At 60.3% G+C, this 25258-nt stretch carries 15 protein-coding genes; 9 read left to right on the top strand and 6 right to left on the bottom strand.

Translation table 11 applies throughout. The annotated features are described in order from the left end of the window. Positions 1–189: 189 nt before the first annotated feature. Entirely contained in the window at positions 190–1473 is a 1284-nt protein-coding gene (locus tag SFUM_RS05240) for a hypothetical protein (protein WP_011697873.1), read from the bottom strand. Positions 1474–1956: 483 nt separating this feature from the next. Between SFUM_RS05240 and SFUM_RS21445 the strand changes: the two genes are divergently transcribed. Next, on the top strand, positions 1957–6174 hold the full coding sequence (locus tag SFUM_RS21445; RefSeq protein WP_167321317.1) for a PAS domain S-box protein: 4218 nt from the start codon (positions 1957–1959) through the stop codon (positions 6172–6174). 63 nt (positions 6175–6237) lie between these two features. Here the strand turns inward: SFUM_RS21445 and SFUM_RS05230 are convergent, their stop codons facing one another. The 4 genes from SFUM_RS05230 to SFUM_RS05215 all read right to left on the bottom strand — a co-directional run bounded on the left by SFUM_RS05230 (position 6238) and on the right by SFUM_RS05215 (position 12909). Next, on the bottom strand, positions 6238–7374 hold the full coding sequence (locus SFUM_RS05230) for a lipocalin-like domain-containing protein (protein ID WP_011697871.1): 1137 nt from the start codon (positions 7372–7374) through the stop codon (positions 6238–6240). 85 nt (positions 7375–7459) lie between these two features. Continuing rightward, the gene (locus SFUM_RS05225; protein WP_041439916.1) at positions 7460–10063 is read right to left on the bottom strand and encodes an FtsX-like permease family protein; all 2604 of its coding nucleotides are present in this window, start codon (positions 10061–10063) and stop codon (positions 7460–7462) included. Next, positions 10051–10755, bottom strand: a complete 705-nt coding sequence (locus tag SFUM_RS05220) for an ABC transporter ATP-binding protein (RefSeq protein ID WP_011697869.1) — start codon at positions 10753–10755, stop codon at positions 10051–10053. The genes SFUM_RS05225 and SFUM_RS05220 overlap by 13 nt, the downstream gene beginning before the upstream one ends. Before the next feature lie 51 nt (positions 10756–10806). Continuing rightward, positions 10807–12909, bottom strand: coding sequence for a molybdopterin-containing oxidoreductase family protein (locus SFUM_RS05215; protein ID WP_011697868.1), 2103 nt, complete (start codon positions 12907–12909; stop codon positions 10807–10809). A gap of 471 nt (positions 12910–13380) precedes the next feature. Between SFUM_RS05215 and SFUM_RS05210 the strand changes: the two genes are divergently transcribed. The 3 genes from SFUM_RS05210 (at position 13381) to SFUM_RS05200 (ending at position 20447) form a co-directional block, all read left to right on the top strand. Then, the gene (locus SFUM_RS05210; protein ID WP_041439914.1) at positions 13381–14751 is read left to right on the top strand and encodes an NAD(P)/FAD-dependent oxidoreductase; all 1371 of its coding nucleotides are present in this window, start codon (positions 13381–13383) and stop codon (positions 14749–14751) included. Positions 14752–14907: 156 nt separating this feature from the next. Continuing rightward, positions 14908–18360 (top strand): S16 family serine protease, encoded by a 3453-nt coding sequence (locus SFUM_RS05205; RefSeq protein ID WP_041441768.1) that lies wholly within the window; start codon positions 14908–14910, stop codon positions 18358–18360. 134 nt (positions 18361–18494) lie between these two features. Continuing rightward, complete coding sequence (locus SFUM_RS05200; RefSeq protein WP_011697865.1) at positions 18495–20447, top strand: ASKHA domain-containing protein; 1953 nt, start codon at positions 18495–18497, stop codon at positions 20445–20447. Between the two features lie 70 nt (positions 20448–20517). Here SFUM_RS05200 and SFUM_RS05195 read toward each other — a convergent pair whose 3' ends face one another. Further along, positions 20518–21045: a macro domain-containing protein gene (locus SFUM_RS05195; RefSeq protein ID WP_011697864.1), complete on the bottom strand. Its 528-nt coding sequence runs from the start codon at positions 21043–21045 to the stop codon at positions 20518–20520. Between the two features lie 139 nt (positions 21046–21184). On the opposite strand from SFUM_RS05195, the gene SFUM_RS05190 reads away from it, so the two are divergent. The 5 genes from SFUM_RS05190 to ruvB all read left to right on the top strand — a co-directional run bounded on the left by SFUM_RS05190 (position 21185) and on the right by ruvB (position 25156). Next, positions 21185–21778 carry an RlmE family RNA methyltransferase gene (locus SFUM_RS05190; protein WP_011697863.1) on the top strand — a complete coding sequence of 198 codons (594 nt, stop codon included), beginning with the start codon at positions 21185–21187 and terminating at the stop codon, positions 21776–21778. 200 nt (positions 21779–21978) lie between these two features. Next, complete coding sequence (locus SFUM_RS05185) at positions 21979–22728, top strand: YebC/PmpR family DNA-binding transcriptional regulator (RefSeq protein ID WP_011697862.1); 750 nt, start codon at positions 21979–21981, stop codon at positions 22726–22728. Between the two features lie 232 nt (positions 22729–22960). Next, positions 22961–23461, top strand: a complete 501-nt coding sequence (gene ruvC / locus SFUM_RS05180) for a crossover junction endodeoxyribonuclease RuvC (RefSeq protein WP_041441765.1) — start codon at positions 22961–22963, stop codon at positions 23459–23461. Further along, entirely contained in the window at positions 23458–24051 is a 594-nt protein-coding gene (gene ruvA / locus SFUM_RS05175; RefSeq protein ID WP_011697860.1) for a Holliday junction branch migration protein RuvA, read from the top strand. The genes ruvC and ruvA overlap by 4 nt, the downstream gene beginning before the upstream one ends. A gap of 85 nt (positions 24052–24136) precedes the next feature. After that, on the top strand, positions 24137–25156 hold the full coding sequence (gene ruvB / locus SFUM_RS05170; RefSeq protein WP_011697859.1) for a Holliday junction branch migration DNA helicase RuvB: 1020 nt from the start codon (positions 24137–24139) through the stop codon (positions 25154–25156). Positions 25157–25258 lie beyond the last annotated feature (102 nt).

Genomic DNA, 25258 nt, shown 5'->3' with positions numbered 1-25258 from the left:
TGTCGGCAATCGCGTTACCCCCAGCAGTCCGCGCATACGCGGGGGTCGGGTGAGGAGCGCGCTCAACCCCATTAACCGCGCGGGAGTTGGGATGCGCGGCGATAGTCGCGGGCTCTGCTGACGGCACTGGCCGGAACATGCCGGGGGCAGGGACGACATGCCGCCCCGGGCGGGGAAGAGGTTCTTTCTTCAGTCCATGAGCTCCACCTGGCGGTAGACATTCTCGTTCACCTTCACGCCCCGGCGTGCCATCTGCTCTCGAAACAGGGGGGACAGGGTTCCGGTGACCCACAGCTCCACTCGGGGTTTCGAGCCTTTCGACTGGTGTTCCCGTCCTCTCATGAAACTGTCGGCGACGTCGGCGGCCCGTTCCGTCCAGACTCCGTGGTCCAGCGGGAAGGGCACCAGGACCGATCCGTTGGCGGCTCTCGCCAGCACCAGGACGGAGGACACGGTGATCTGCCGGATGGGTGACGTCTTCTCATGGTAACCCCTCATGATCTCGGCCATGTTTTGGTAGAAATTGGCGCTTTCCTCGTCGTCCGCAGACAGGGCAAGGTGGAGGAAGTTGTCGCGTCCTTGCGCGTTGCCGAGCGCCCACAAAGAGGTCACGATGATCGTGTTGTGGCGCGGAGTGAAGGCGGGATGGCTGAGGAAACTCTCCGCCAAATCGGCGGGCACTCCCATGGCGCGCAGCTTCTCCGCATTGATCTGACGGAGCCTGGCGGGGGTCTCGGTCTTCAGCAGATCGTTCATTTGCTGGGCCAGGCGCGAAGACTGGAGCGCCAGCACCGCGGGGCCTCCGAACGGCGCCATCGCCGCGGACACCGTCAGGGAACCGAGTGCTCCCGCCCACCCCACACTGTTCAACTCCTTCTGGAGGACCGCATTGCTGGAATAGACATCGACTCCGAGAGCGGCCGCGTACTCTCTCTTGTGAGCGGATACGGACAGGACCTGCTCCATCCGCGGATCATCGTGAGCTCCGCGGGGCGTGGACCGGTTCAGGCGCACATTGTCGATCAGCCGGTGGACACCCCTGGGGACTCCGGTGATGGTGTCGACGGGATCGGTGATCAGATTCTGGCCGAACTCCAACGGGGCTTTGCCGGCTTTCTTGACGGCATCCGCGTACACGTCCCCCCGCCTGATCTCCCTGAGCCTGGCAATCGCCTGGATTTCCTTCAACAGCTTGCGCAAAGCGGTGTTTCCTTGCGCTTCGAAAACGCCGAAATCGGATGTGACCGTAAACCTGTTCATGTAGCCGTAGGAGACGACTTTGTTTTCAACCCGGAAATGAGGTCCCTGGATCATCTCGGGCGGCAGCACATCCGTCACCACCCGGTTTGCGGGATGCTCGTATCGTGTTGCCGGCGCGGCATCCGCACCTGGAGGAAAAGTCATCAGGAAGACGGCTAGAGCCAACGGCATCCACGCCGCGCGAGCTGCACAGGTTCGGTTCGGGTGTTTCATTTTGGACTTCCTTTCTTGAATGATGCCGGATCGGGTCGTTGCTCCCATTATCGTGTGGAGAAAGCACGCCGTTTTTGGTTCGGCCTCCCCCCGAAATGCCGTCTTCATGGATACACGATCGTCCATGGCGTTGTCCACGCAAATCCGATTTCACACACCTCGATCCTCCACCGGGGCACGCGGGAGCGGCCGAACTCTATTTATCCATGCGATTTAGCTTGAAGTTTATTCTTGAAATTTGATAAGATTTAAGCAATTCAGTGAATCGGATCAGATAAGAACATCTTTTCATCGGTTGCACCTTTTGTTTATATGCTTGAATGAACAGAGTGTCGTTTTCCGCTATATTTTTTCCCGTAACACGATCTGCTTCTCCTGAGCGTCACTGTTCGGAAAATCGGCTGTTGGCGCGATAGAAAAGGCATGGATTTCAAAAATCGGCATCAGTGTTGATGAACAACACAAGGAATGCAGGATTTCCGGATGGCAAGAAAGAGCCGAGTCCCAGTCAAATTTCCGTTATTCCTGGTGATTATCTTTATTGCGCTTGCGGTGGGGATAGGCATTACGGGTAGATTGTACTATGAAGAACAGAAGAATGAGATCCGGAAGGAAAAGCAAGATGCTTTGGCCGCTATCGCGGACCTGAAGATCAGAGAATTGGCCCGCTGGCGGCATGAACGAATGGCGGACGCCGCCTCGCTCATGGAGAATCCTTTGCTGGCCGCGCAGGTTCAAAAGTGGTTTGCGCGGGACGCAGGCGCGGATTTTCGCCGGGAGGCGCTGGGTTGGCTGGAATCGATCGAAGGGCATTCCGATTACGATGCCGTTTTGCTGGTTGATTCCGACGGGGTGGTGAGATTCTCGGTTCCCGAGGGGCAGCCGATTGACGAGGATGCCCGGGCGGCAATGACTGAGGCGGTACGGCTCGGAAAACCCCGCCTGGTGGATTTTCACATGATTGAGGGGGCGGGGCACGCCCACCTGGGTCTCGTCGTTCCAATCCCCGGGCCGTCCGGGGCCGGGGCAACTCCCATTGCCCTGATCGTTTTGCGCATCGATCCCCACAGGTTTCTCTATCCCGTGATTCGATCGTGGCCGATGCCGAGCCGGACTGCGGAAAGCCTGCTCGTTCGCAGGGAAGGGGAGGAGGTGGTCTACCTGAGCGAGCTTCGGCACCGGGAGGCCGGTCCGCTCTCCTTGCGCCTTCCCGCGAGCGATCACAGGCTGACGTCGGCGGCGGAGCGGGGAAGTCCCGGGGTGGTCGAGGGCATCGATTACCGCGGCGTGCCGGTGCTTGCGGCGATCCGGGAGATCGAGGATTCCCCGTGGACCCTGATCGCCAAGGTGGACAAGGAAGAGATATTCGCGCCCCTCGGTGAAGATGCCGGGCTGGTCGGCGTCTTTGCCGGAGCCTGGATCCTCGTCGCGGCGGTGGTGTTGGCATTGATCTGGAGCCGGAGGACCGCCCGGGATTATCGGGATCGATATGAGCTCGAGCGCGAGCGACTGGAAGTGACGCAACGTTACAGATATTTGAGCCGGTATGCCAACGACATCATCATTCTGTCGGACAGGGACTGGAACATCGTGGAGGCCAACGACCGCGCCGTTGCGTCCTACGGCTATTCCCTCGAGGAACTGCTCTCCATGAACCTCGGCGATCTGCAACTCGGAGGAAGCCGGGAAGAACTTGCCGCGCAAATGGACAAAGTGGCCCTGGCCAACGGTCTGGTGTACGAGACCATACACCGGCGAAAGGACGGCACGATTTTCCCGGTGGAAGTGAGCTCACGCCTGGTGCAGGTCGGCGACGAGCTCGTGTACTGGGCCACCATGCGGGACGTGACCGAACGCAAGCAGGCCGAAGAGAAAATCATCTACCTCAACCGCCTGTATGCGCTTCTGAGCCAGATCAACCTGGCCATCGTCCGCGAAAAAGACATGAACCGGCTGTTTGCCGAGGTGTGCCGAATAGCCGTGGAACACGGAAAGTTCAGTTTGGCTTGGATCGGGCTGGTCGACCGCGAGAAAGGAATGGTGCGGCCGGTTCACTGCAGTGGAGAAGCCGCGGGTTATCTGACGGGCCTCAGGATATTCCTCGACCGGGAACCCGAAATGTACGGTCCCACGGCGACCTGCGTTCGCGAAGTCCGGTGTTTCGTGTCCAACGACATCAAGCACGATCCCGTGATGCGTCCGTGGAGGGACAAAGCCCTTGCGCACGGCTTCCGCTCGTCCGCGGCGATTCCCATCCAGGTCCGCGGCACGGTGATCGGGGCGCTCAATATCTACTCTGCGGAACCCCATTTCTTCGATGCGGAAGAGTTCAAGCTCATTGAGGAGATCGGGATTGACCTTTCGTTCGCCCTGGGGGCCATGGAACAGGAGCGTCAGAGGAAGCGGGCGGAGGAGCGGCTGAGAGAGTCGGAAGACCGATATCGCGCAATTTTCGAGAACACCGGGACGGCTACGGTGATTCTCGAGGACACGGTCATTTTGCTCGCAAACAGGAGATTCGAAATCCTGTCGGGGTACTCCCGGGAGGAGCTGGAGGGCAGGAAAAATTGGGCCGAATTCGTGGCGGGCGGAGACCTCGAAAGAATGCAGGAATACCACCGTCTCAGACAGATTGCTTCGAGTCTTGCCCCCGAGCAATATGAATTCAAGTTCGTGGATCGACACGGGAACTTCAGGGACGTCAACGTCACGGTCGGCCTGATTCCGGGGACCGGCAGGAGCGTCGCCTCGCTCATCGACCTCACCGAACGGAAAATGACGGAAATGGCGTTGAAAGAAAGCGAGGAGAAGTTTTCGAAGGCATTCCTGCTGACCCCTCACATTATCGCCGTCAGCTCGGAGGATGAATCGCGCTATGTCGAGGTCAACGAAACCTTCTGCAAAACGTTCGGCTACAGGCATGATGAAGTCATCGGCAAGACCTCGTTTGAATTGGACATATGGGATGATCCGCAAGACCGCTGGCGCATGATACGGGCGCTTGCGGACACGGGTTCGGTCCGGAACATGGAAATCAAGTTTCGGAAAAAATCGGGAGAATTCTTCATAGGCCTGATTTCGTCCGACATCGTGACGTTCAAGGGGGAGCGCTGCCTGCTGTCGGTGACGACCGACATCACGGAGCTGCGGCTGGCAAGGGACGCGCTCGTCATGAGCGAAAAAAGGTACCGGGAATTGGTCCAGAGCGCGAACAGCATCATTTTGCGGATGGATACCAAAGGGCGCGTCACGTTTCTCAACGAGTTCGCCCAGACGTTTTACGGCTACTCGGACGACGAAATCCTGGGGAAAAACATCCTGGACGCCATCGTTCCCGAAAAGGATTCTCTGGGACGTGATCTGACGCTGATGATTCGGGACATTCTGCGCGATCCGGATCGTTTTCCCAACAATGAATATGAAAACATCCGCAAAAACGGCGAGCGGGTCTGGGTCGCATGGGCCAACAAGGGAATCTATGATCAGGACGGCCGGCTCGTGGAAATCCTCTCCATTGGAAACGACATCACACATCAGAAGCTCCTGGAGGAACAGTACCGGCAGGCCCAGAAAATGGAAGCCATCGGCTTGCTGGCGGGCGGTGTCGCCCACGATTTCAATAACCTGCTGGGCGTGATCATGGGCTATTCCGAGCTCTGCTTGACGACCATCCACAAGGAGAGCCCTCTTTACGACAACATCGAGCACATCAAGAACGCGGGGTTGCGTGCCGCAACGCTGGTCCGGCAGTTGCTGGCCTTCAGCCGCAAGCAAATTCTCGATCCAAGAGTGGTGGATCTCAACACGATCATCTCGGAGACCGAGAAGATGCTCCGGCGCCTGATCGGCGAGGATATCCAACTGGAATCCACGCTCGAGCCCGATCTCTGGCCGGTGAGAATCGACCCGAGCCAGCTCGAGCAGGTCATCCTGAACCTTGCCGTGAACGCGCGCGATGCGATGCCGGATGGCGGCAGGCTCACGATCCGAACGGCCAATGTCACTCTGGATGACTCATTCGCGCGCGAACAGGTGGAGGCTGTCGCGGGGCCCTACGTGCTCCTCGAGGTGACCGACAACGGCGCGGGCATCGACAAGGACACGCTGCGTCGAATTTTCGAACCGTTTTTCACCACCAAGGAAAAGGGAAGGGGCACCGGCCTGGGATTGGCGACGGTCTACGGCATCATCAAACAAAGCTCCGGCCATATCTCCGTGCGGAGCCGACCGCGGTGCGGAACGACCTTCAGCATCTATCTGCCCAGGGTGGAGGAGGTTGCCGAAGCCGAGCGGTATCCCCGCGCGGGAGCCGATGCCTATCCGAGAGGATCCGAAACCATATTGCTCGTGGAAGATGAAGCGCTGTTGAAGACGATGATCGGCCAGACCCTGCGCAGGCACGGCTACACCGTCCTGGAGGCAGCGGACGGGGAATCGGCTCTCAAGGTTGAGGCCGGACATGCGGGCCCGATTCATCTGCTGGTCACCGATGTCGTCATGCCGGGCATGAACGGGCACCAACTCGCGCAAAAGCTCGCGGCGGCCCGCCCGGAAACCACGGTGCTCTATATAACAGGGTACGCCGACGACCCCACCGTGCGAAGGGAATTGTCGGATGCAACACGGGCTATCCTCCAGAAGCCTTTCACCTCGGAGGTCCTCACGCAAAAGATCAGGGGACTCCTCGACGGCACCGAATGAGCGAACCTGGGGAGGGTCCGCTCGCCTCCTGCGCGGGATGCCGCAGGTGAACGCACCTCCGTATCAGAAGACGCCGGCCATGGGTTTATCGTAGCCGGTGAGCTCCATGTAACCCTGTGCTTCGAATGATGTTCCGGCACGTCTGCCGCGCGCGGTGACGCTTCCTTCCCAATAGGTCACACCGGTGGTTCCCGGGGTGCGCATCTCCTGGTTCGGCAGATTGGAAACGACGGTGAATTCCATGTCCGGAGATCGGATTCGAAAGCTCCACTCTTGCGGATAACGCACGCCGGTGTCGGGGCTGGTCCAATGTTCCGTGGCCTGTGCTTCCATGTCCGTGCTTTCGATGTGAATCGTGCTCCCCGAACGTTCGACGAGCGTGCCGCTCGATGCGGCGCTGACCAGGCCGCCCTTCTCCCGCAGGAGGTAGATCATCAGCTCGGTGCCGTCCGACAGCTGGAGGCTGAACCAGTCCCACCCCTCGAGGTCCGATTCCAGAGCGGCCGATGAGAACTCGTGGTCCATCCATGCCGTTCCCTGCACGGAGACGCTTTTGCCCTCCAGGCCGATGCTGCCTTCCGCCTCCAGCCTGGTGAGCGAATAATAGCAGCTGGCGCTTTCCGGCCTGCGGCCCTTGCGGCTGTATCCGGATTGACCATGGAGAACGGGGGGTTTTCCGGGACGAAGGTCGAGGTCGATGGAAAACTCTCCGGTGTCCGCTCTCAGGCGGTGTATTTCAGCCCCAAGTTCGGCCGACCAGTTGCCGAGAAAGACGGTCGTCGTCCCGGGGCTGTCGAGGGTTCCGGCGAAGCCGAGAGTCCCCCGGGACATGCGCTCCGCATGGTGGAATCTCTTGCCGGTGATATCCGAGACGGCCGCGTGCGCGAGATAGACTTGGGCGGTGCGCCATTTCGAGGCCGGTTCCGCCAGGGTGCCCTCATGTCCCGGCGGTATCAATCGTCTGCGGAAAAAGGTCAGTTGAAAGCCGAACGGTTTTCCGTCGGAAGATCGGAGATTTCCCGTGTAATACCACCATTCCGTTTGGAAGTCGGGATGCGCTCCGTGGTCGTCCGGAAACCGGAGAAGACACGGCCCGCTCACAGCCGGATACGATTCGCCCGGCGCTGTTGCGGATGTGCCCGGGAGGCACAGCCAAAGCAACAAAACACACACGGGAACGAGTGTCCGAATAATGTTCACTGAGTGTGATCCTCCGCTTCGGATCGGCCCGGTATCGGAAGTCCGTCCGGGGCCGGCATCCGAATCCATCGAAAGAGTGTTGCCGTCAATGCTCTCTGAGCACCAGGGCCGGCGATTGCCTGAAAACCAGCTGAGCGGCCGGAATTGCCGACAGCAGGGAGGCGGCGAGAATCAGCGGCAGCGACATGGCCAGAGCGAACCAGTCCACGCCGTAGAGGAATGTCCAGCCAAAAGATTGTCGGTTGATCACGAAAATCAGGATATGTGACAGTGCGAAACCGCAGCCGAGCCCGACGACTTCACCCACCAGCGTCATAAGCAGGGCTTCCCAGAAAATCATCGCGCGGATCTGTCCGTGACCGGCCCCCGTGGCGGTTATGGTGTGTATCTGGCGAGTGCGCTCCAGGACCAGGACCGTGAGGGTGGTGGTCATTCCGAGGGCGGCGACGATCAATGCGATCAGGAGAAGGACGGAGGTGACGGCGAAAGTTTCGTCGAAGATGCGCAGAATCGCCCGCCTCAATTCGCTGCCCAGAGTCATCTGGAGCGCGTATCGCTCCGGTGGGAAATCGCTCAGGAGCCTGGTGCGCAGTTGAGCGGCTTTTTCTTCACGGGTGGTCTCCGATCCCTGGAGATAGACGCTCGCTCCACTCCAGGACGGGTCTCCGGTTCGATCCGCGAAATGCTCGAACGGATAGTAGATCACGCCTCCTCCCTGGGTTCTGTAGTCGCGGAAAACGCCCAATACCGGCAGATCGAAGTCGTACCCTTCGATGTTGGCCCGAAAGCGTTTTCCAGAATTCAAACCCGTCCGGCTTGCGAACACCTCGGAAACCACGACGCCCTTTCCGTCAAGGAGCGCGGGAGCGATTTCGTCGAGGCGGGCATCCAGCAACAGCAGGTTGGCGTGACGGAAGAATATGCGCAAATCCAGCGCTTCGAATTGGTAGGGCACGGTCCCGAGCCGGAGGTAGATTCTCCGGTATGGCAGCACGTCGGCGTCACGGGGCAGCAGACGGAGCCGGTCCGCGACTTCGCCGGGAAGGTGGTTGCGGTACCGGTTGATGTCGGCCATGGCGGAGCGAAGATACAGGTCGCCTCGTATGCTCTGGTCGACCCAGAGCTGCACGGTGTTTCGAAAACTGTGAATCATGATGGCGAGCGAAACGAACAGGGCGATGGCCGTGATCAGCGCTCCCACGGAAATGGCGATCCGCGTTCCCGAGTCGCGGATGAACCGCCCGGCAAGAAAGGCGGGTTCTCCGCCCAGGCGTCTCAACACGGGCGAAAGGTGAGACCCGATCAGCCGAAGGATGAACGGGGAAGTGAGCGAGAAGCCGCAGAACAGAAGAAATGTGCCGAGATAGCCGGCGACGGGAACGCCCGATACCCCCTGGTACTGGGAGACAGGCCACGAGACCGCCGCGAGAAAAAGGCCCAGGAACCCAGTCCGGACCGGCGAAGTGCGTCGCGGGACGACGGCGTCACGCGCGGCGAGGGCCTCCCGCGGAGGAACGGTCATGACGGAGCAGGCCGGCTGGAGTGCGGCCGTAAGGGCGACCAGGACGGTGAGCGCGAAGGAAAGCACGACCTCCCATGGGTTGAGCATCAGATCCTGGACCTGGATACGGACGAAGAGGCTGGAGATGGTGGAGCTGATTCCGCCCAGCAGATGGCGGACCATGAATGAGCTCAGCGGAATGGCGATCAGCCACCCCGCGATGCCGAAGAAAAGCCCTTCGGAAAAGAAGAGCAGAAAAACCATGCGCGACGAGGAACCGATCGATCGCAGGATCGCCACTTCATGACGTCGTGCCGTGGCGTGGAGGGAAATGAGGCTGTAGACCAGGAACATGCCCACGAAGAGGGAAACGAAACTGAGCACGGAAAGATTGAGCTGGTAGGCCCGTATCATTCCCTCTCCGCTCTCGGCCGATTCCGATGGGCGTTCCAGCACGGCACCCCGCGGGAGGTTTGCCCTGACGGCGTCCACGTCTTTGTCCGTGGCCCCGGGTTTGAAGAGGAGATCGATTCGATCCACGAGGCCCGTCAGGCCCGTGAATTCCTGGAATGTCGCAATATCGGCGATGGCGACGCGCCCTCCCTCCACCATGCCGAGCCCTTCAAAGGTGAGCGTGCCAAGGACGGTGAAACGTTTCACGCCCCGCGGTCCGGCCAGCTCGACGCCGTCGCCCGAGCCCGATCCCGGGGATTGCAGAACCGCTTCTCCCACCAAAAGGGTGTTGGGCTCGGTCATCAGTTTCAACCAGGGCAGCGACCGTTCGGGAGAATCGGCGGCCCCGGTCCGCCATGTGCGCAGCGGACGATCCAGTATGGGATCGATGCCGATCAAAAGAAAGGCCTCGGCCGCTTTTCCGGCAGGATGAACATAGGTGGACAGGAAGGGCGATGCGGTCTGCACGGCAGGATAGCGCATCAAATCCGCCACAATCCCCTCCGGTACCCGCCCCCCCGGACATGCCAGCGTCCATTGGGCTTTGCCGGAAAGGGCTTCGACACTGACCCTGAAGGAACCGATCGAAGCGTCGGAAGCCAGCCTCACGCTGGTGAAAACCGCGGCTCCGAGGCCGATCCCGAACAATACTGCAAGCGTGCGCCAAGGATGGGCACGCAGGTGGCGAAAGCTGAACCGGACCCACAACCGGAAAAAAAGGGCTACTTGATCCATGACGTCTCGGTGACGGCGCCGTCTTTGAGCCGCAGTAAGACAGTGGCAAAAGGGTCGGCGAGCGTGCTGTGGGTCGCCACGATAACGGTGCGGCGAAAACGGCGATTGAGCTCGGCCAGCAGTTGCATGACGATTTCGCCGTTGTTGCTGTCCAGGTTTCCCGTCGGCTCGTCCGCGAGGATGATCTCGGGACTGTTGATCAGCGCTCGAGCGATGGCCGTTCTTTGCATCTCCCCGCCCGACAGTTGTGAGGGACGGTGCGCATGCCGCGATGCCATTCCCAGCCAGCTCAGCAGCTCTTCGGCTTCGGAACGCGTGCGGGCGTGGGGTTTGCCGGCCAACAAGGCCGGGAGACAGACGTTCTCGATGACGGTGAGCGTGGGGAGAAGGTTGAAGGACTGGAAGACCATGCCGACGACTTGCCTGCGGAATGCCGTGAGCTGCGCCTGGGAGGCCGAGCTCAGATCGTGGCCCGCAACGGACAGGCGGCCTCCGGTGGGCTGGTCCAGGCCCGCAAGCAAGGCGAGCAGGGTGCTCTTGCCTGAGCCGCTGTCGCCCTTGAGCACAACCAGTTCACCCTTCGGGATTTCGAGATCGATGCCGCGAATTCCGATCACCTCGCCCATTCCGAGACGGTAGATACGCGTGAGCCCTTCGGCGAAGATATCCGGGCGTTCGGCCTTTTCTTTCACGGTATAACCACTCCGTCGGCTGAGGCGATGAGCGTCTCCCCATCCGAAGTTTCAAGGGGTTCGTGATTTCATGGCGGGCACGGATTCCGCTTTTTCGATGCTGCACGGGATCGCGCGCAGCTGTACCGTGCCCATTATGGGGTCGGTCGGACCTCCCGCACCGGTCAGTTGGTTGAGGTTCGATTCCTTCCACGCAAACATTTCATCCGCTCTTTCCGGAAACCACCAGCCGAAGTCCGCGAAGATCACCTCCGGGTCGATGTCCCGAGTGAGCTCCGCAAATTGCGTCACCGATCCCGACACCGTGGATATCCTGACCGGCGTCCCCGCGGCAATTCCCAGGCGGGACGCGGTGTCGGGATGGATCATGACCGTGGGGCGGGGCGTTCTCTCCCTCAAGCTCTCGATCTGCCTGTACGCGGAATGAAAGAAAAACCTTGGTTTCCGGCTGGTGAGCAGAAATGGAAACCGCTCGTCCGTTCCTGCATGTACCCCAACGGTGGGCACCGGAGAATACCCCCACTGTTCGAGCAGGCTGGAATGCAGCTCGACTTTTCCGGATGGTGTCGCAAACCCCTTTTCCCGGTATGAATAGTGGGTTCGAGGGCCGCTCAACAATCCCTTTGCGGCGAAAGCCCCATAGGTCAACCCGGAAGGCTCAAGCACAGCCTCCAGGATCCGGTCCTCCGTGTCCCAGAATCGCGAGCCGAACCCCATGCGCTTTCCCCATTCATTCAGGATCCTGATGTCCGGCCAGGCATCACCCGGCGGGTCGACCGCCTTGGGACGGGCGAAGACAAGGCCGTGCGGGAGGCCGTAGTGGCCGATGTCGTTGTACTCGAGGTGAGTTGCGGCCGGCAGGACCAGGTCAGCGAATGCCGCCGTCGGCGTCATGAAAATGTCCGCCACGGCCAGAAAATCGAGCTTCAGGAGTGCCTGGAGAACCTTGTCGGCCTCCGAACAGGAAATGAGCGGGTTGGTCGCCTGCACGTAAAGGCATTGCACGGCATAGGGTGACGCATCGAGGATGCTGTGGAACAGGATCCAGTTGGGGACGGTCAGAAGTCTCGGAATCAGGCCCCAAGTGCGGTTCGGAAGCTTATCGATCCTTCCCGGAAACTGCTTCAGGCAGATCAGCTCGGCAGGACGCATGACGTTGGGGGCTTCGGCTTTCACATTCCCTCCCGGCGCCTCGAGATTGCCGGTCAGGGCCATCAGGAGCACGAGGCTCCGGCAGGTCTGGGAGGTGTTCGCGGAATGCTCGACGGCATTTCCCCAGTGGATCATGGCCGGACGCGATTTCGCATAGAGCCGGGCCGCGGAGGTGATCCGTTCCGCCGGAATGCCCGTGCCGAGCGAAACCGTCGCCGGATCGAAGGGCCGCACCGCGGCTCTCAATTCCGCGAAACCCGTCGTCCATCGCTCCACGAAAGGCCGGTCGAAGAGGCCCTCCTCGATGATGACGTGAAGAAGACCCACGGCGAGCAAGTCGTCGGTCCCCGGGCGGATCTGCAACCACAAGTCGGCCGTCCGGGCAGGCCCGCTCTTGAGCGGATCCACGACGATGAGTCCCGCCCCCTGCTTGAGCGCCTTCTGAAAACGGACGCCGAGGATCCCCTCCTCGTTGGTTCGTTGCGGATCGCTGCCCCACAAAAGGACACAGCGTGTGGGGCTGTCGTAATCCGGAACGGGGAAAAACCCGCAGGTCACCGCCGCCATCTGTTCGCGCGGCATGTGACACACGTGTTGAGCGGCACCCACATTGGGACAATTCAACAGGTTGGCGAGTCGCAACAGGATGAAAAACTCGAGCCCGCGCGGCGCCCCCTGACAAAAGGCAACCGACTCGGGCCCGCCGCCGGCCATGGCGCTCCGGAATTCGGAAACGAGAATGTCCAGTGCCCGCTCCCACGGGATGGCTTCCCACTCGCCCTCGCCCCTGGGGCCACGGCGCAGCAGGGGCTGCCTGAGGCGTGCGGGATGGCAGGCGCGGTCGATTCCCGCAAGGCCTTTCGGGCAACAGTACCCCTCGCTGTAGGCATCGGTCTTGTCGGCCCTGATTTTCACGAGCTTTCCGTCTTTGACCAGCACCTCGAGGCCGCAGCCTCCGTGGTCGAATCGGGCACAATGGGTCTTGATCCACTTTTCGGACATGAAAGGGTCCTGCAAAGGTCGATGCCGCCAGTCCCGGTTTCGCGGCGAGAAAGTAATGGAAACCGCACCTCCCCGGCGATTCTATCAGCAACATCGGCAAACGGCGAGAGCGTATTTCCGCGACAGCTTCGATGCGTCGGGAACCCTCCGCCGCCGGGGACGAGGCGAGGTCTCAAGGGGTGGTTCGACGGTTTCGCGGGCGAGCACGCCTTCCGCGCAGCTCACCGGTGGCTTTGCCCTTTGAGGATTTGCGGATTGCCTGTAGAATGACCGTAGCATGATGCTGTGCTCCATCGGGCTGGATATGGTCGGACGCCGCGCGGGGCCGTCGACGGATCATCCCGGCTCGTTTGTTTCCCGCAGTTCCTGCCCGGGCCGATCCCTTGATTCGATGCCGGGAAACCCGTACCCCATCCGGGTGAGAACATGGGAACGCGCAAGCGTGCAATACCTTGCCGAAAGGGACAGGTTATGGACTACGAGGTGGCGGTGATCGGAGCGGGACCGGCCGGGTTGTTCGCAGCTCTTCACCTGGCGGAGGCGGGGGTGTCTCCGATCCTCCTGGTGGAGCAAGGGCCGGACCTCGGGGAGCGCCGAAGAGACGGGCCCGGGGGGCTCCTGCGAGGTTGGGGAGGAGCGGGGGCCTTCAGCGACGGCAAGCTCATTCTTTCCCCGGATGTGGGGGGACTCCTGGGGGAATTGCTGCCCGCGGACGATCTGAACGCTTTGGTGGAGCAGGTGGACCGGATCTACCAGGCCCTCGGTGCGCCTCCGGGGTCCTTTGGAGACGACTACGATGCGATCGATCTGTTGAAAACTCGCGCCCGCCACGCCGCTCTCACCTATATTCCCACCCGCCTGCGCCACATCGGCACGGACAACTGCCGGCTCGTATTGCGGAATCTGCGCGAGCGCCTCACGGAGCGCGTCGAGATTCGTACTCTATGCCGTGCGGAAAAAATCCTTGTTGAGGATTCGACCGTTACGGGGTTGACCCTGGAGGATGGAACGGTCGTGTCGGCGCGTCACGTAGTGGCGGCGCCGGGCAGGGCGGGTGCTGTCTGGGTCCGCGAGGAGGCCCGACGACTGGGGATCCCGTCCGTGCCGAGCCCGGTCGACATCGGCGTGCGTGTCGAGGTGCCGGCGGAGGTCCTGGCCCCGCTCACTGAAGCCGCTTATGAGGCCAAGTTGATTCACTATTCGCACACTTTCGACGACAAGGTTCGAACCTTTTGCATGAACCCTCACGGAGAGGTCGTGGTGGAGGAGCTGGACGGACTCGCAACGGTCAACGGACACAGTTACGCATCGCGCAAGACCGAGAACAGCAACTTTGCCATTCTGGTGAGCTCTTTTTTCACCGAGCCGTTTAACGATCCCATCAGCTACGGGCGGAACATCGCCTGCCTGGCCAATCTGCTGGGACACGGGGTGATCGTGCAGCGGCTGGGGGATCTGCTGGCCGGCCGCCGATCCACTACGGCCCGGCTGGAGCGCTGCCTGACCCGACCGACCCTTCGCGCGGCGACTCCCGGAGACCTGAGTTTCGCTCTGCCGTACCGCCACCTCAGAGACATCCTCGAGATGATCGAGGCGATGGACGTGATGGCACCGGGGATCAACAGCCGGCACACCTTGCTCTACGGCGTGGAGGTGAAGTTCTATTCACACCGTCTCAAGCTCACGGCCGATCTGGAGACTCCCGTCCGGAACCTGTTCGCCGTCGGCGATGGCGCCGGCATCACTCGTGGGCTCATCCAGGCTTCCGTCAGCGGTGTCGTGGCGGCGCGGGCGATCATCCGTGCAAACCGGCAGCCGGGTGCCAAGGGTTCCTCCGGCTGAAGCAACCACAGGCCCGCCGAGTTATCGCCTTCGACCATCCGGCGCGGAAGGCGCCGGCGCTCCACACGATCGCGCGTGGATGCGGCCGGGTGATCGATGACCCGGTTTTTCGATTCGAACGTCAGGGCAATCCCGTGGTCAGACGAGGGGGATGGCATGTTTCCTATGGAGTTTGACTATCGCATTTTGAGCACGTTGCCTTTGCCAAGCCCCGAGAGGGCCGGCGATGTCGCCCGGTTGCTCGGCGGCATCGTGCGCAGGCGGGTGATCCCCTACTTCAAGAATCGAAAAGGAACCGATTCCCTCAAGCTCGGCCAATTGATGGACCATCTGTCCATCGTTCGTCTCGAAGACGAGAACAACAGAATCAGAATCGTGAGCGTGCTGACCCGGTCGGGCCGGGAGTGGAGGCTCCAGATTCACGAGCGTATTTTCGACTACCTGTCGTTCGTGATCCCCGGCGACCTGGAAACGAGGCTCGGCGACGGAACCCTCGAAGAGAAGAAAATGCTTGCGTTTACGGAGCTTTTCCTGCGCCACCAGGTTGAGCACATGCTCTATCCGGAGCGAAAAGAACGAGAGGTGATTCAGTCGGATGTCGATTTCGCTCTCGACCGCCGCGCGGGCGATCCCACATTCTACCGGGCGCTGCGGCACGCGCTGGCGGATGAGATGAACGGGATCGAGGGGGATCGTTACGTGGCGCTCCTGGACGAGGCGGAGAAGGGACTGCCGCTCGCTGCCATCGTGGATTCGATCCTCAACGAGCTCGCCTCGGATCTGGGCGATGCGCCCGACGGTTTTCTCCTGGAGGTTTACCCCTGGCTGGATACGGAACTGAAAAGCAGGGTCCTGGAAGACATTTACCGCGACAGCCGCAACACCTCGAATTCGATGCTGCAAAGGACGCATTCCCTGCGGGTTGCCCTCAGGCTGTTCGACCTCCTCATCAAAAAGGACGTCAAGGAGGCCCTGGACGTTTTCAATTCCTTCAAGGACCGCTGGGGGCTGGTGGAATTGTTCAAGGAGCTGGGACTGCCTGAAAAGGCTCTCCGGGACAAGACTCTCGAAGAACTGCTCGGGCTGTTCCATTCGGGGATTGTCGCCCACCTCGACGAAGGGCCCTCCGTGCCGCTCGTGCAATCCCCTGAAGGGGGGCGCCCGGTGCAGAAGAAACCCCCCGAATCCAGGGACAGGAGCCTCAAGGAACGCATCGAGGATGCCCGCAACGATCCGGATGTTCCCTCCCAAGTGATGGAATTTATTGATAAGAATAAGCTCAATGCCGTCGGTCACAGTGGATCCAAGTACAGCGAGTTGATCGAGACGCTACTGGCGATCCCCTGGGGGAAAATCCGGAGAATCCAAGTCACTCCCGAGGCGTTCGAGGAAGGTCTGAATCGAAGTCATTATGGACTCCAGGCCCCGAAGGAGGTCCTCTGCGATTTCTTCACCAATCTCATTTGGCGGTACCGGCAATTCACCGAGGCGGAGGTTGCCGGCTGGAAAAGGACCGGCAGCGCGTTTCTGCTTGTCGGTCCTCCCGGGGTGGGGAAGACGTCGCTGGCCATTTCGGTGGCTCAAAACCTCGGGGTTCCGTATCACAAGATTTCGCTCGGAGGAATGAGGGACGAGGCGGACTTGAAGGGCTTCGGATTCACCTACGAGGGATCGAAGCCTGGGGCCATAGTCCAGGGGCTTATCAAGATGGAGGCCATGAACGGGATGTTCATTCTCGACGAGGCCGACAAGACGGAAAAATTCGCCATCGCCACCTTGCTCGAGATCCTCGATCCGGAGCAGAATCACCTCTTCCATGACAAGTACACTCAGACCACCATCGACATCGATCTTTCCAACTGTCATTTTTTCCTGACCGCCAATACATTGGAGGCAGTCCCGCCCGTGTTGGTGAACCGCTGCGAGGTGGTGCTCCTCGACCGTTACAGCGTGGAAGAAAAGGTCGCCATCGCAAGAAAGCACCTGATGGAACGCATCCGGGAGAAATACCGCATCGATGAAGAGCAGATTTTCTTCGACAAGGACGAGGAAGCCGATCTGCTCAGGCACCTGATCAGGAATTACACTTATGAACCCGGCGTGCGGGAGCTGGAGAGAATCATCCGGACTCTTTTCCTGCGCATCCAGCGAAAGGAGATTCTGACCGGAGCGGAATTTTCGGTCAGCGTTACTCGGGAGAAGATCAAGCGATACCTGAAGGCGCCGACCCCTCCCCGTCAGATCGGCGGGGAAGATGCGGTCGGTGAGATGCTGGCGCTCGGAGTCGATCTGGAAAGAGGCGTGGGGGCCATCATTCCCATACAGGCCACCGAGGTGGGCGCGGAAGCCGGTGCCGGGGAGAAGAAGCGCGGGTATATGAGCATCCTGCACGCCACCGGAAACATCGAGAAAGTCATGGATGAGAGCCGGAAGGTCGCCGGCACGGGGATATTCTACCATGCGCGGGAATTGGGCATCGATCTCAAGCATGCGGGTAAACCCGTTCACCTGCACTTTCTTGGAGGCTCCACCCGGAAGGACGGTCCGTCGGCGGGGGGGGCCATTGCCCTCGCGCTGGCCTCCCTGCTCACCGGGCGCAAGATACGAAGAGACGTGGCGATGACCGGGGAGATCGACACCAAGGGGCGGATCTCGGCCGTCGGCGCCCTTGCCCTCAAGATTGAAACGGCCTTCAACGCGGGCTGCAAGACCGTGATCATTCCAAGAGAGAATCTCTTCGGCGAAGGGGGGATCGAACGCTTTCCGGATGCGCTCAAAGACGAATTGCAGATACTCGGCTTTGAAGACTGGGAGCGCGATCATGAACCGTTCGACTACTCACGCCACATTTTGGAAGTGGTTGCCGTGGACGATATACTCCAGGCGGCCGAGGTGGCGTTTGTCGAAAAAGAAAAGCTGGAGGAACTGGAGATCCATTTCGGGGCTCATGCACGTGAAGTGGCGGGGCGGCTTCGGGAATGTTCCGTCGCCGGCGTATCCTGCACTCGAGTGCTGCAGGTGAAGGGCGTCGATGAGCTTGCCCCGGAATCGCTTGACCCTCGGGGTCGACCCCTTGAGGGTGCATCCGTTCTGCTCGTTTTGCCCGAAATCCGGAACGCCGTTCTGGAGCGCCTGCGCGACGAGGGGGAGCACTCGAGGGTTTTCGAATTCGATCCAAGGCAGGAAAGGCTGTGCGCAGCTCTCAGGCGGGTCTTCATGCGATCCGATGACGTTCGGGCCGTGGCACCGCCCCTGGCTCTCGTGGCCCCGTTCTTCCTGCTGAAACGCGATGGGATATGCACGGAAGCGTCGCTTGCCGGGGACTTCCCGGGGGGTGTGAGCTTCTTCAGCAACAACTACACGCTGCAAGGGGTCAAGATCAAGCGCTCCAAGCCGCTGCTCAACCGGGTATTCTCGCTCCTGGCCCTGCTGTTCCCATCCGAGTTGCGAGGTTGCCCGTTCGTCGGCAAGTTGAACGGGATTCACGTGGTCGATCTGTCCTATATTCCGGAGAAATATCGCCTGGACGTTCGCCGGGCGGAGCAGATACTGAATGGGAGCCTGGCCCATTGGCTCGATGAGGTGAGGAGGATTTGGGAGACCGCCTGAAATCGCCTCTTTCATATATCCTGGGGTAAGGTTTGGGGAGTCGTGTACGGATCTTCCCTGGGGAGCCTGCGCAGAAGCGGGTCGATGCGCGGGAAGCCCTGCCCGCCCTCGAACGCGGGAGCGAGGAGTCGGAGATGACGAAGCACCGGGTAAGATTCTTGCCTTTTAACAGGCAAATAACGTATCCCGACGGCAAGAGTCTCATACGTGCCGCTCTGGAAGCAGGTGTTCACGTGAATGCCGCCTGCGGCGGCGAGGGCCAGTGCGGCAAGTGCCGGGTGATGATCGAAGAGGGCCGCGTCGAAGGCGGTTGCTCGGAGATGTTGAGCGAGGATGAGCTTGCCAGGGGGTACAGGCTTGCCTGCCGCTCACGGGTGAGAAGCGATCTGGTGGTCCGGATTCCCGTCGAATCGGAGATCGATGCGGAAGCGTTGACCCGATGCGGGCCTCCCGGGCGCACCGCCCGGGTGCAACAGATCAATCTCGAGGATCTGAAGAACCAGGGGCTCTTCATCCCGCCGGTGGAAAAAAGGTACATAGAGCTCCCCGAACCGACGGCTCGGGACAATGTCGCCGACACGAGCCGCCTGATCAGCGCGCTGAGGAAGCAGCACGGCGAGCACCGGTTGGTGGTCCGCCTGGCCGTCATTCGAAAACTGCCGGGGATTCTGAGAGAATCGGGCTTTAAAGTCACCGCCACCCTGGCGCGGCCCGTTTTTGAACGTGGGAGGACCCACATCATCAACATCGAGCCGGGGGACACCACCGACAGGAACTTTGCCATCGCCGTCGACATCGGGACGACCACGGTCTTCGGTCAACTGATCGATCTCATCACCGGCAATGTTCTGGCCGAACGCGGGGATATCAACGCCCAGGTCGGCTACGGCGAGGACATCATTTCAAGGATTATTGTCGCCGAAAAGCCGGGCGGTCTGGAGAAGCTCCAGGAAGCGGTCATGGAGACCATCAACAAGATCATTCGCAAAATCGTCAAGAAATCGGGCGTCAAGCGCGATGAGATCTCCACGGTTACCCTGGCCGGCAATACGACCCTGACACAGATTTTGCTCAAAATCGATCCGACACACATCCGGCGTTCGCCCTACGTGCCCGCTTCGACGATCTATCCGCCGGTTCGGGCGGTGGATTTGGGCATCGAGCTGCCGCGGCACACGACCGCCCTCGTCTATTCGAACATCTCGAGCTTCGTCGGCGGCGATGTCGTTGCGGGTGTAATGGGATCGGGCTTTTACCTCTCGAGCGAATTGACGATGTACATGGACATCGGCACCAATGCCGAGATCGTCATCGGCAATCGGGACTGGCTCGTCTGCGCGGCCTGTTCGGCCGGGCCGGCGTTTGAAGGCGGGGGCATCCAGTTCGGCATGCTCGCTTCAAAGGGCGCCATTGAAGAGTTCCTGATCGACCCGCACACGCTCGAACCAATGATCCTGACCATCGGGAATGTACGGCCCAGGGGAATTTGCGGTTCGGGCCTGATCAACATCGTGGCGAACCTCTTCGAAACGGGAATCATCGACAACCTCGGCAAATTCAGGCATGACTTGAAGTCGGACCGCATTCGACAGGTCGATGGAGTCTACGAATACGTGTTGGCCTGGAAAGAAGTGACGCAAATCGACAGGGACATCGTCATCACCGAGACCGATATCGAGCACCTCATCCGCGCGAAAGGCGCCATTTACAGCGGATGCCGGACGCTTCTCGACGAAGTGGGATTGAGTATCGACAAGCTCGATCGAATCATCATTTCCGGTGGATTCGGAAGCCATCTCGACATCGAGAAAGCCATGTGCATCGGTCTTCTGCCTGAAATCGATCCCGACAAGATCACCTACATCGGGAACGGATCGCTGATGGGGGCCAGAATATGCTGTCTCACCAACCGCATCCGCAAAGACGTGGTGGACGTGATGAGAAAAACGACGAATTTCGAGCTCTCGATGACCGCTTCATACATGGATCGTTACGTGGCGGCCTGTTTCCTGCCGCACACGGATATCGATCGTTTCCCGAAGCTCAAGGAACGACTTGCCGCCCGTTCGGCGGTTGAAGGAAAATGAGACTTGAACGGCGCGAGAGTCGTCTCGTGCCGTTCGGGTGACGGCGGGCGCAAACACCTTCGGGCCAGGGTCAGCCCATGGATTGAAGGGTCTTCTCGAAGATTTCCAGGTCTTCCTTCGACCAGAGACAGAAAATGACATCCCGCAGCGAGGTGGTTTCCCTGTCGAGGAACGCAACGGCGGCGTCGAGCATGATCTTTGCGCACCGGTCCTTCGGAAAGCCGAAAATGCCGGTGCTGACGGCGGGAAAGGCAATGGATGCGAGACTTTTTTCAGTGGCCCTTTTCAGACTGTTCAGAGTCGCATTGCGCAGCTTTTCGTCCTCGTCTCCTTCTCCATAGCGGGGACCCACGGCGTGGATCACGTGAGCGGCCTTCAGGTTGCCCCCGCCGGTGATCACCGCCTGGCCGACCACTGTCCCGCCAATGGCGTCGCATTCCTCCTGAATGGTGGGTCCTCCTTTCATCCTGATGGCTCCGGCGACTCCTCCGCCCAAGGCGAGGTGCCTGTTTGCGGCGTTTACGATGGCGTCAACCCGGAGCTCCGTCAGATCCCCCTGCACTAAAGAAATCTTCCTGCCCTTGACGATCTTTTCCATGGTCAACCCCCTTTCCGGCGATGGCGCCGAGTCAGACTCCGTTTCAAACGAACGACAAAGAAGGGCTTTGTTTACAGAAAACTATCGTTTATGTTATACGGGATTTCCGGAAAAATGAACGACTTTTAAGGCTTATTCGATGTCCTATACGGTGCGGGATCACTATTTTCACAAGGCAAAGAAAGAGCACTATCTTGCGAGGGCGGTATATAAGCTGCAAGAAATCCAGGACCGGTACAAGATCCTCAAACCCGGCAACAGAGTTTTGGACCTGGGAGCGGCTCCCGGCTCCTGGATGCAGTTCGCAAGGGAGATTGTGGGTCCGTCGGGGCTGGTGGTCGGCGTGGATTTGAAAGGGGTTGAACACCGTTTTCCCGAGGGCGTCGTGGTGCTGCAGGGGGACGTCACGGACCCCGAGCTCGCCCGGTCGCTGAGCGTCGAGCATGGGCCTTTCGATGTCGTTTTGAGCGACATGGCTCCCTCGACGTCCGGGATTCGCGTGGCGGACAGCGCACGATCCGCTCTGCTGTTTGAGAGCGCCCTGGAAATGGCGCGATCCGCGCTCAGGCCGGGCGGACATTTTGTGGCGAAGCTGTTTCAGGGGGCGGAGTTCCACGTGCTTCTCCAGGCGGTCAAGCGGGATTTCGAATGGGTCAAGGTGACCAAACCCGACGCCTCGCGAAAACAGAGCAAGGAAATCTACGTGATTGGCATGCGTTTGAGAAAGTCGTAGGACGCGGTGTCGAACGCGCCGCTCCGAGGGGCTACGGGACGGGAACCCGGAGCGGGATTTCCGCCCGGACTGCGGCCCGTTCGAGGAGGAAGGCTCGCATGCATGGCTGTGAGCCCCGGGTCATGGCAATTGACGAGTATGGTGGAAAGGGATTTTCACGGGCTTTATAAACGGATTGCTGGTATCAGGAGGACGGCTAGATGTCGGGACATTCGAAGTGGAGCACCATCAAGCATAAGAAGGGTGCCGCCGATGCCAAGCGGGGCAAGGTCTTCACGAAGATCATCAAGGAAATCATGGTCGCGGCAAGGATGGGCGGCGGGGCCATCGATGCCAATCCTCGTCTGAGAGCGGCCGTCCTTGCCGCGAAGGCTGAGAACATGCCCAAGGAGAACATCGAGAGGGCGATCAAGAAGGGGACCGGCGAGCTCGAAGGGGTGGCCTACGAGGAAATGAATTACGAGGGCTATGGCCCCGGAGGTGTCGCAGTGCTCGTGGATATCATGACGGACAACAGAAACCGCGCCGCAAGCGATATCCGGCATATTTTCAGCCGCAACGGCGGCAACCTGGGGGAGGCGGGGTGTGTTGCCTGGATGTTCAGCAAAAAGGGCAGCATCGTCTTCAATAAGGACAAGGTCTCGGAAGATGAGCTCATGGAGATCGCCCTGGATGCCGGGGCGGACGATGTGAAGGACGAGGATGATCAGTTCGAGGTGATCACGAGCCTGGAGGAATTCGTCAATGTCAGGGCGGCCTTCGATGCCCGGGAGCTCGCCTACGAGGTGGCCGAAATCACGATGGTCCCCCAGACCACGGTTCGCGTCGAGGATGAGAAACTGGCCCAGCAGCTCCTGCGCCTGATGGACGGTCTCGAGGATTCCGACGACGTGCAGAACGCTTACGCCAATTTCGACATACCCGACGAAATTCTGGACAGAATCGCGTGATTCACCTCTGTCGGGAACGTGGCGAACAGTCCTTCCCGAAGGGCACACCCGGGAAAAGCCGGTGTCCCGGGCGGGATCGAAGAAACCCGCAGGATTCCCGGCCTGGCGGGAATGACGACGACTTCCATGCCATGCCACGGGCGTCGGTTTCGCGACGGGCCGCGGGAATGAGGAAAAGGGATTGTCCCGAACCTGTTGCACCGGCGGTCAAGGACGGAAACCAACCATCATGATCAGAACGATCGGCGTTGATCCGGGTTCCAGGTTCACCGGGTACGGCATTGTGGAGGGGGAGGGGACCCGCCTCCTTCATGTGGCCAACGGGGTAATCCGACTGTCCGGAGAATTGCCGCTCACGCAAAGGCTCAAGCTTATCTACGAGCAGCTCACTCGGGTGATCGCTGAAGTCGGTCCCGAATGCATGGCCATCGAGGACATTTTCTTCGCCAAGAATGTGAAGAGCGCCCTGAGGCTCGGGCAGGCCCGCGGCGCGGCCATTCTGGCGGGAGTAAACGCCGGGCTGCCCATTTACGAATACAGTGCGCTCGAGGTGAAGAAAGCGGTGGTCGGATACGGCAAGGCGGGCAAGGACCAGGTGGGGGAGATGGTCCGATGCCTGTTCCGGTTGTCCCAACCCATTGACCCCAATGCCGCGGATGCACTCGCGGTGGCCGTTTGCCACGTCAACACGAGCGGTTCCCGAACGCGCTGGATCGTCCGGGGCAAATCATGATCGGACACCTGGAAGGAAGACTGCGCCACAAAGCTCCCGACTACATCGTGATCGACGTGCACGGGGTGGGCTACATCGTGTATGTCCCGCTGAGCACGTTCTATGACCTGCCCGGGCCGGGCGATACGGTCGCTCTGAACATTCACACCCATATCCGCGAAGACGCCATTCAACTCTACGGGTTCAGGACCGTCGCCGAAAAGGACATGTTCTTGCGGCTGATCACCGTGAATGGGGTCGGGCCGCGACTGGCGGTGAACATCCTGTCGGGATTGACGCCGGATGACCTGCACAGGATCATCCTTCAGCAGGAAGGTTTCCGTCTCAAGAGCATTCCGGGAGTGGGGAAGAAGATCGCCGAGCGGATCCTGCTCGAACTGCGGGACAAGATGTCCGTCAAGAAAGGCAGGGAAGCCGAGCAGCCGGCTCCTGCCGCGGAATCATCCTATGGCGACGCGTACTCGGCCCTGGTCAATCTCGGGTATCGTCCGGCCGAAGCCGAGAAAGCATTGGGAAAGGCGATCAAGTCCCTGGGGGCGGATCCCCCGGTGGAAAAACTGCTCAAAGAAACTTTGAGATTGCTGGCATAGACGATACAATGCAGACGGTGTCGAAAGTTGAACCCCGAGGGGAAAAGCCGGGCGCGCGGTCGGCGTTCCGGACGAGAGTGCCGATATGACGGAGCGAATCGTCGAACCCAAACCCCATGAAGACGACCTCCCGGTCGAAAACAGTCTGCGCCCGAGGCGACTCGATGAATACGTGGGACAGCAGACCGTCAAGGAGAACCTCGCCGTATTCATCGAGGCGGCCAGACAACGCGCCGAACCGCTCGATCACGTGCTCTTTCACGGATTCCCCGGTTTGGGGAAGACGTCGCTCGCCACCGTCATCAGCAATGAGCTGGGCGTGAACATGCGCAGCACTTCGGGTCCCGTGATCGAAAGGGCGGGCGATCTCGCGGCCATCCTGACCAACCTCGAACAGGGCGACGTGCTTTTCATCGACGAAATCCACCGTCTGAATCATGTGGTCGAGGAAATCCTCTACCCGGCCATGGAAGACTTTCAACTGGACATCATCATCGGCCAGGGGCCTTCGGCCCGTACCATCAAGCTGGACCTTCCCCCGTTCACCCTGGTGGGCGCAACGACCCGCGCAGGGCTGCTTTCTCCGCCGTTACGAGACCGGTTCGGGGTTACCCTTCGGCTGGAATTTTACAAGGTGGACGAATTAAAGCTCATCGTCACCCGCTCGGCACGAATCCTCGGTATCCGGGTCGACGCGGAGGGCGCGCTGGAAATCGCCAAACGGTCCCGGGGCACTCCTCGAATCGCCAACCGGCTGCTTCGCAGGGTGAGGGATTACGCGGAGGTCCGCGCGGATGGCAGGATCACGCGCGAAGTGGCGGACCTCGCGCTCCGAATGCTCGATGTGGATGAAAAGGGATTCGACGGGATGGATCGGAAGATCCTCAGCACCATCATCGAAAAATACGACGGCGGTCCTGTCGGGATAGAAACGCTCTCGGCGGCGGTGTCCGAGGAGCGGGATACCCTCGAGGACGTCTACGAACCCTATCTCATCCAGGAAGGGTTTCTGAACAAAACGCCGCGCGGGCGCCTCGCCACGCGCCTGGCCTACGAACATCTCGGTATCTCCGTGCGTTCCTGTCGGCAGCTGAAAATCTACTGACAATAACGCTTCGGGGCCGCTCCAAGGCCGCAATTCGAGGCGTCTTCGGGCATCCGGGCCGAATCGCGCGGAGATTCGCCCTGCCGGCGCGTGGGGTCCGAC

This window comes from Syntrophobacter fumaroxidans MPOB (assembly GCF_000014965.1).
Lineage (GTDB): Bacteria > Desulfobacterota > Syntrophobacteria > Syntrophobacterales > Syntrophobacteraceae > Syntrophobacter > Syntrophobacter fumaroxidans.
This window is presented reverse-complemented; position numbering and strand designations above follow the sequence as displayed.

Excerpts from the sequence above, each read along its gene's own strand:
- SFUM_RS05195 (WP_011697864.1), bottom strand. The coding sequence starts at position 21,045 with ATGGAAAAGATCGTCAAGGGCAGGAAGATTTCTTTAGTGCAGGGGGAT.
- SFUM_RS05225 (WP_041439916.1), bottom strand. The coding sequence starts at position 10,063 with ATGGATCAAGTAGCCCTTTTTTTCCGGTTGTGGGTCCGGTTCAGCTTT.
- SFUM_RS21445 (WP_167321317.1), top strand. The coding sequence starts at position 1,957 with ATGGCAAGAAAGAGCCGAGTCCCAGTCAAATTTCCGTTATTCCTGGTG.
- SFUM_RS05185 (WP_011697862.1), top strand. The coding sequence starts at position 21,979 with ATGTCGGGACATTCGAAGTGGAGCACCATCAAGCATAAGAAGGGTGCC.
- SFUM_RS05205 (WP_041441768.1), top strand. The coding sequence starts at position 14,908 with ATGTTTCCTATGGAGTTTGACTATCGCATTTTGAGCACGTTGCCTTTG.
- SFUM_RS05190 (WP_011697863.1), top strand. The coding sequence starts at position 21,185 with ATGTCCTATACGGTGCGGGATCACTATTTTCACAAGGCAAAGAAAGAG.
- ruvB (WP_011697859.1), top strand. The coding sequence starts at position 24,137 with ATGACGGAGCGAATCGTCGAACCCAAACCCCATGAAGACGACCTCCCG.
- ruvA (WP_011697860.1), top strand. The coding sequence starts at position 23,458 with ATGATCGGACACCTGGAAGGAAGACTGCGCCACAAAGCTCCCGACTAC.
- SFUM_RS05200 (WP_011697865.1), top strand. The coding sequence starts at position 18,495 with ATGACGAAGCACCGGGTAAGATTCTTGCCTTTTAACAGGCAAATAACG.
- SFUM_RS05215 (WP_011697868.1), bottom strand. The coding sequence starts at position 12,909 with ATGTCCGAAAAGTGGATCAAGACCCATTGTGCCCGATTCGACCACGGA.
- SFUM_RS05240 (WP_011697873.1), bottom strand. The coding sequence starts at position 1,473 with ATGAAACACCCGAACCGAACCTGTGCAGCTCGCGCGGCGTGGATGCCG.
- SFUM_RS05210 (WP_041439914.1), top strand. The coding sequence starts at position 13,381 with ATGGACTACGAGGTGGCGGTGATCGGAGCGGGACCGGCCGGGTTGTTC.